Source organism: Saccharothrix sp. CCNWYY140, assembly GCF_037401995.1.
In the GTDB taxonomy this organism is placed as follows: Bacteria; Actinomycetota; Actinomycetes; order Mycobacteriales; family Pseudonocardiaceae; genus Actinosynnema.
This window is the reverse complement of sequence record NZ_JBBEGC010000214.1, coordinates 1-7,357: the sequence shown is the minus strand read 5'-3', so window position 1 is coordinate 7,357 and position 7,357 is coordinate 1. Positions and strand designations below refer to the sequence as shown.

At 70.5% G+C, this 7,357-nt stretch carries 6 protein-coding genes; all 6 read right to left on the bottom strand.

What is annotated here, in order from left to right:
- Positions 1-172: 172 nt before the first annotated feature.
- Positions 173-1,447, bottom strand: a complete 1,275-nt coding sequence (locus tag WBN91_RS38440; protein ID WP_337729222.1) for a thymidine phosphorylase — start codon at positions 1,445-1,447, stop codon at positions 173-175.
- Positions 1,444-1,833, bottom strand: coding sequence for a cytidine deaminase (locus tag WBN91_RS38435; protein WP_121225212.1), 390 nt, complete (start codon positions 1,831-1,833; stop codon positions 1,444-1,446). Before WBN91_RS38435 ends, WBN91_RS38440 begins: the two co-directional genes overlap by 4 nt.
- A complete protein-coding gene (locus WBN91_RS38430) occupies positions 1,826-3,091 on the bottom strand; it encodes an ABC transporter permease (protein WP_337729221.1) in 1,266 nt (421 codons plus the stop codon). The genes WBN91_RS38435 and WBN91_RS38430 overlap by 8 nt, the downstream gene beginning before the upstream one ends.
- Positions 3,088-4,155 carry an ABC transporter permease gene (locus WBN91_RS38425; protein WP_337729220.1) on the bottom strand — a complete coding sequence of 356 codons (1,068 nt, stop codon included), beginning with the start codon at positions 4,153-4,155 and terminating at the stop codon, positions 3,088-3,090. The genes WBN91_RS38430 and WBN91_RS38425 overlap by 4 nt, the downstream gene beginning before the upstream one ends.
- The gene (locus WBN91_RS38420) at positions 4,156-5,727 is read right to left on the bottom strand and encodes an ABC transporter ATP-binding protein (protein WP_337729219.1); all 1,572 of its coding nucleotides are present in this window, start codon (positions 5,725-5,727) and stop codon (positions 4,156-4,158) included.
- Positions 5,728-5,796: 69 nt separating this feature from the next.
- Positions 5,797-6,933: a BMP family lipoprotein gene (locus tag WBN91_RS38415; protein WP_337729224.1), complete on the bottom strand. Its 1,137-nt coding sequence runs from the start codon at positions 6,931-6,933 to the stop codon at positions 5,797-5,799.
- Positions 6,934-7,357: the final 424 nt, after the last annotated feature.

The window sequence follows — 7,357 nt, the reverse complement described above, 5'->3', positions numbered from 1 at the left end:
CGGGCAGCGGCGGCGCGCGGCGGCGGCGGGGTCTTGCGGCGCATCGCGCGGCGGCTGGCGGGGCCTTCCGCGCGGGGCACCGCCCCGCGGCGCGCGGCCCCGCGGCCTCCGGCCCCCGACACCATTCTCCCAGCGGGGTACGACAATCCGTGCCGGACCGCCCGGGGAGGAGTTAGCCGCGGATCGTGTCGATCACCAGCGGACGGCCCGCAGGGGCCTCGTCGCCGATGGACCAGCCGCCCTCCAAGGACGCCAGCGCCGCACCAAAAGCCTCAGGCGTGTCCGTCCGCAGCTCCAGCAACGGCTGCCCCGCAACCACCCGGTCACCAGGCTTGGCCAGGCACAACACCCCAGCCCCGGCCTGCACGGCATCCTCCTTGCGAGCCCGCCCAGCGCCCAACCGCCACGCAGCCACACCAACCGCATAAGCGTCCAAGGACACCAAGAACCCGTCCTCAGGAGCCTCGACGACGTGCTTGTGCGCCCCGACAGGCAGAGCAGCCTCCGGGTCACCACCCTGCGCCCGGATCATCCGGCACCACACCTCGTACGCCTCACCACTGGCCAGCACAGCCGCCGGGTCAGCGGAAACGCCCGCACGCGCCAGCATCTCCGCCGCCAGCGCCAACGTCAGCTCGACGACGTCCGACGGCCCCGACCCGCGCAGCACGTCCACCGACTCGGCCACCTCGACGGCGTTCCCGACCGCCCGGCCCAGCGGCACGTTCATGTCCGTCAGCACCGCCGAGATGGACAGCCCGTGGTCCACGCCGATCGACACCAGCGCCTGCGCCAGCGCCCGCGCCTGTTCCTCGGTCTTCATGAACGCCCCGGAGCCGACCTTCACGTCCAGCACCAGCGCGTCGGCACCCTCGGCGATCTTCTTGGACATGATCGAGCTCGCGATCAGCGGGATGGCCTCGACGGTCCCGGTCACGTCGCGCAGCGCGTAGAGCTTCTTGTCCGCCGGGGCCAGGCCCTCCGTGGCCGCGCAGATCACCGCGCCGACCGAGCGCAGCTGCGCGGTCACCTCGTCCACCGACAGGCCGGCTCGCCAGCCGGGGATGGACTCCAGCTTGTCCAGCGTGCCGCCGGTGTGCCCGAGGCCCCGCCCGGACAGCTGCGGCACGGCCGCGCCGCACGCCGCCACCAGCGGGGCCAGCGGCAGGGTGATCTTGTCGCCGACGCCGCCGGTCGAGTGCTTGTCCACGGTCGGCCGGCCGACGTCCAGCTTGAGCGCGGTGCCGGACTGGACCATCGCCCGCGTCCAGCGCGCGGTCTCGGCGGCGGTCATGCCGTTGAGGAAGATCGCCATCGCCAGCGCCGACATCTGCTCGTCGGCGACGACGCCCCGGGTGTAGGCGTCCACCACCCAGTCGATCTGCTCGTCGGACAGCACACCGCCGTCCCGCTTGGCCCGGATGACGTCGACCGCGGCAAAACTCATGGCAGATCCCCTGGTCCGAAAGCGTCGGGCAGCACGCGGCTCATCGGCAGCACGCCCGAGGGCGTGTCCACCAGGCAGTCCGCGCCGCCCAGTTCGTAGAGCACCTGGCGGCAGCGCCCGCACGGCATGAGCAGCTCACCCGCGCCGCTGCGGCACGCCACGGCGACGAACCGGCCGCCGCCGGTGAGCTGCAACTGGCCGGCCATCGTGCACTCGGCGCACAGGCCGACGCCGTAGGAGGCGTTCTCCACGTTGCAGCCCACGACGATCCGCCCGTCGTCGCACACGGCCGCCGATCCGACCTGGAGCCCGGAGTACGGGCAGTACGCCGCCTGCGCGGCGGCGACCGCCCGTGCCCTCAGGTCGTCCCAGTCGACGTCAACCACGGCGGTACACCACGCCGTCCGCCGCCGGCATCCGCAATCGTTGCGAGGCCACGGCGAGCACGATCAACGTCACCAGGTGCGGCGCGTAGGTCGTCAGCTCGCTCGGCACCTCGTCGACGCTGTAGTACACGGCGTACAACGCCACCGCCGCGACCACACCGCCGGCCGCAGCGAACCAGCGCCGCCGCACGAGCTGCCAGATCACGATGACCGCCAGCAGCAGCACAGCGCCGTAGATCAGCGCGAGGAACGTCTTGCCGCCGCTGCGCAGCTGCAACCCGTCCGCGTAGCCGAACAGCGCCGCACCGCCCAGCAGACCGCCCGGCCGCCAGTTGCCGAAGATCATCGCCGCGAGGCCGATGAACCCGCGCCCGTTGGTCTGGCCCTCGAGGTACCCGGGCTGGCCGGGGTTGAGCACCAGCGCCGCGCCACCCATGCCGGCCAGCGCGCCGGACCCGATGACGCCGATGTACTTGTAGAGGTAGACGTTGACGCCCAGCGACTCCGCCGCCACCGGGTTCTCGCCGCACGACCGCAGCCGCAGGCCGAACCGGGTCCGCCAGAGCACCAGGTAGCTGCCGATCACCAGCGCCACCGCGATCATGGTCAGCGGGGACACGCCGGTCACCAGGCCGCGCAGGATGCCCGCCACGTCGGACAGGCCCACCCGCTGCTGCGCCTCCAGCTCGCCCAGCCACTCGGACAGCCCGGACGCGGAGTAGGTGTCGAACTTCGGCACCGACGGCGATTCGCGCGGGTTGTTCGACAGCGGGAAGAAGATCAGCGTGGACAGGTACTTCGTCAGGCCCGCACCGAGCAGGTTGATCGCCACACCGGACACGATGTGGTTGACGCCGAACGTGACCGTGGCGATGGCGTGCAGCAGACCGCCCAGCGCGCCGAACACGGCCGCCGACAGCAGCGCGGCCCACGGACCCCACTGGTAGCCGGCCCAGGCGGCGCCCCACGTGCCCATGATCATCATGCCTTCGAGGCCGATGTTCACCACGCCCGCGCGCTCCGCCCACAGACCGCCGAGACCCGCCAGCAGGATCGGCAGCGCGAGCCGCACGGCGGTCTGGATGGTGCCCGTGGACGTCAACTGCGGCACACCGGTCAGGTACGACGTGGTGGACAGCAGGATGACCGCGCCGGCCACACCGATCATGCCCACGGCCCAACCGGGCAGACGACGCGTCTTGCGCGGCGGCGGAACCGTGGAAGGCGCCTCGGAGGGGTTCATCAGAGAGGTGCTCATGCCGCCACCGTCCCCAGCTCCTTGCCGACCCGGCGCTGCTCGGCGGCCAGTTCGAACCGGCGGACCACTTCGTACGCGACGACGACCGACAGCACGATCGCACCCTGCATGATCGTCACGATCTCCCTCGGCACGCCGACGTTGTCCAACGCCAGGCCCGACTTGTCCAGGAACGCCCACAGCAGCGCGCCGAACGCGATGCCGCCCGGGTGGTTGCGGCCCAGCAGCGCGATCGCGATGCCGGAGAAGCCGATGCCCGCCGGGAAGTTCAGGTTGTAGGTGTGGTCGCGGCCCAGGATCTCGGGCATCGACACCAGGCCCGCGATGCCGCCGGAGAGCAGCATCGCGATGAGCACCATCTTCTTGGCCGACACACCACCGGCCGCCGCGGCGGTCGCGGACTCGCCGGAGGCCTTGAGCTCGAAGCCGAACCGGGTGCGGTTCATCATCACCCAGTAGCCGATGCCCAGCGCGGCGGCCAGGAACACCAGGCCGAACACCGTGCCCGAGGCCCCGAACGAGATGCCCGGCACCCAGCCGCTCTCGTGGATCTCCGGCGTGCGGATGTTGTTGCCGCGCAGTTCGCCGAACACGTCCTCGCGGATCAGGTACGCGGCCAGGCCCAGCGCCAGGCCGTTCATCATGATCGTGGAGATGACCTCGTTCACGCCCCGCGTGACCTTGAGGATCGCCGGGATCGCCGCCCACGCCGCGCCGACCAGCGCGGCCACCACGATGATCGCCAGGGCGTGCAGGCCGGGCGGCAGGGCGAACGAGCCGCCGAACACCGCCGCGACCACGGCGGCCACGCGGTACTGGCCCTCGACGCCGATGTTGAACAGGTTCATCTGGAACCCGATGGCCACCGCGAGCGCCGCGATGTAGTACGTGCCGGTGCTGTTGACGATGTCCACGGCGGTCGTGCCCTCGCCGACCTGCGACACCATCGCGCCGAACGCCTTCGCCGGGTTCGCGCCCGACACCACCAGGGCGACCCCGCACAGCAGTGCGGAGAACAGGATCGCCAGGGCGGGCGGCAGCAGCTTGCCGCGCAGGATTCCCATCTACTCGCCTTCCACTTCCGCGCCCGGCACGGCTTCCACCGCGGGGCTCGTGGCGCCCGCGCCGGTCATCGCGCTGCCGAGGTCCTCCGGGGTGACCGTGCTCGGGTCGGCGTCGGCGACCAGCCGGCCGCGCAGCATGACCTTGATCGTGTCGGACAGGCCGATCAGCTCGTCCAGGTCCGCCGAGATCAGCAGCACGGCGAGGCCCGCCGCTCGGGCGCGCTTGATCTCGTCCCAGATCAGCGCCTGCGCGCCGACGTCCACACCGCGCGTCGGGTGCGACGCGATGAGCAGCACCGGGTCACCGGACAGCTCGCGGCCCACCACGAGCTTCTGCTGGTTGCCGCCGGACAGCGCGGCGGCGGGCACGTCGATGCCGGGGGTGCGGACGTCGAACTCGTCGACGATCCGCTGGGTGTCCTTCTTCGCGCCGGCGAGGTCGAGCCACTGGCCCTTGGACACCGGCGTGCGGGTCTGGTAGCCGAGGATCCGGTTGGCCCACAGCGGTTGCGTGAGCAGCAGGCCCTGGCGGTGGCGGTCCTCGGGGACGTACCCGATGCCGGCTTCGCGGCGGGCCAGCGTGCCGAGCCGGGTCAGGTCGCGGTCGCCGAGCAGCACGCGGCCGTGGTGGGCCTTGCGCATGCCCATGATCGTCTCGACCAGCTCGGTCTGCCCGTTGCCCTCGACGCCCGCGATGCCGACGACCTCGCCGGAGCGCACCACCAGGTCGATGCCGTCGAGCACCGGGCGGGTGCCCTCCTCGGCGACCAGGCCGAGGTTCTCGACGCTCAGGACCACCCGGTCGGTCACGGTGGACTCGCGGGTCTCCGGGCTGGGCAGCTCGCTGCCGACCATCATCTCGGCGAGCTGGCGGGAGCTGACGGTCTTGGGGTCGGCCGTGCCGACCGTGGTGCCGCGCCGGATCACCGTGACGGAGTCGGCGATCGCGCGCACCTCGTCCAGCTTGTGCGAGATGAACAGGAACGTGAAGCCCTGCTCCTGCATCCCGCGCAGGGTGGTGAACAGCTCGTCCACCTCCTGCGGCACCAGCACCGCCGTGGGCTCGTCCAGGATGATCACCTTGGCGCCCCGGTAGAGCACCTTGAGGATCTCCACGCGCTGCCGGTCGGCGACCCCGAGCCGCTCGACCAGCACGCCGGGGTCGACGGTCAGGCCGGTCGACTTGGCCAGGCCCTGGATGACCTTCCGGGCCTTGCCGCCGATGCCGTGCAAGGACTCCGCGCCCAGGACGACGTTCTCCTGCACGGTGAGGTTGTCGGCGAGCATGAAGTGCTGGTGCACCATGCCGATGCCGGCCTTGATCGCGTCCGCCGGGGTGCGGAAGCGGACGGCCTTGCCGTCGACCTCGATGGTGCCCTCGTCGGGCTGCTGCATCCCGTACAGGATCTTCATCAGCGTGGACTTGCCCGCGCCGTTCTCACCGCACAGCGCGTGCACTTCGCCGGCCCGCACGGTCAGGTGCACGTCGCTGTTGGCGACCACGCCGGGGAACCGCTTCGTGATGCCCGACAGCACGACGGCGGGCGTGGCGGCAGGGGTGCTAGTGCTCATTCAGGCTCCTAAAACCACGCAATGGGCCTCGCGAGTGGGTGCTCGCGAGGCCCATGCGCACGGCGAGGATCAGCTCGTCGGCTTGTCCGAGACCTTGATCTTGCCCTCGATGATCTGGGCCTTGTAGCCCTCCAGGACCGCCTTCAGGTCGGCGTCGATCTTGCCGCCCGAGGTGGCGTAGCCGACGCCGTCGACCTTGAGGTCGAAGACCTTCGGCAGGCTGGCCAGGTCGTTCTTGGCGACCGCCTTGACGAAGTCGTACACGGCGACGTCGACGCGCTTGAGCATGGACGAGACGATCACGTCCTTGGACTCGGCGACGGTGGCCTGGTTGTACTGGTCGGAGTCGACGCCGATCGCCTTGACGTTCGCCGACTTCGCGGCCGAGAAGACACCCTTACCCGAGGCGCCGGCGGCGTGGTACAGCACGTCCGCGCCGGACTCGATCTGGCCCTTCGCGGCTTCCTGGCCCTTGGTCGGGTCCTGGAACCCGGTGAAGTCACCGGCCGGGGTCAGGTACTTCTTCTCGATCTTGATGTCCGGCGCGGCGGTCTTGGCGCCCTGCTCGAAGCCCGCGTCGAACTTGCCGATCAGCGGGATCTTCACGCCACCGACGAAGCCCACGTGGCAGGTCTTCGACTGGTAGGCGGCGATCACGCCGGCCAGGAAGGAGCCCTGCTCCTCGGCGAACACCAGCGGGGTCACGTTCGGAGCACCGTCGACGACACCGTCCACGATCGCGAACTTGACGTTCGGGAACTCGGGCGCGACGACCTTCAGCGACTCGGCGTAGGCGAAGCCGACACCGACGATCGGGTTGTACCCCTCGCTCGCGAGCTGGCGCAGACGGGTCTGCTTGGCGTCCTCCGCCTCGTTGGGGGCGGCGGTCAGCTCCTTGACCTCCTTGATGCCGAGGTCGGCCTTGGCCTTGTCCAGGCCCGCGGCGGCGGAGTCGTTGAACGACGCGTCGCCCCGCCCACCGATGTCGTAGGCCAGACCGACCTTGAGGGCGCTGCCGTCCACCTTGTCCCCGGCGGCGGTGCTGCTCGAAGTCCCGGCGGCGGCAGCCGGCTTGTCGGCCAGCTTGCACCCACCACCGGACGCGTTGTTGGTCGACCCGGTCCCGGTGCCCCCGTTGTCCTTCGCACAGGCGGCCATCGACAGAACGCTGGTCAGCGCGATCGCGGCCACCGCGATGCCACGCATTCGACGACGCACGGCTCGTCTCCCTCCCTGCTCCCAGAGCAGACAATCCCGACTGCGCTGTCGGGTTCCGAGTGGCGAACCGTACCCCGTAGTAATGACCACTGCGCACGTGGCGGCCCGCACGTGACCTAATCGTTGGTGCTGCCGGGTGACTCCGCCACTCGACGTGATCTAGTGGTGTCACTCCGTTGATCTCAGCTACTCAGAGTCACGAGTTGAACCGTTTTTAGCGGGATCCCGTAGTCACCCCGAAGCACCCACACCCCGCCACACACCCGAGCCCCACTGCCGCCCCCCACCCCACCGCGCGCCCCATGCTTTTCATGAAGCTGCCGCACGGCACACCCCTGCCTGGGCTTCTTGCTTGTGTCATCCCCGTATGGCCTGCCCGAAGGGCTACCACAGATTTTCGGGGTTGCAGCCG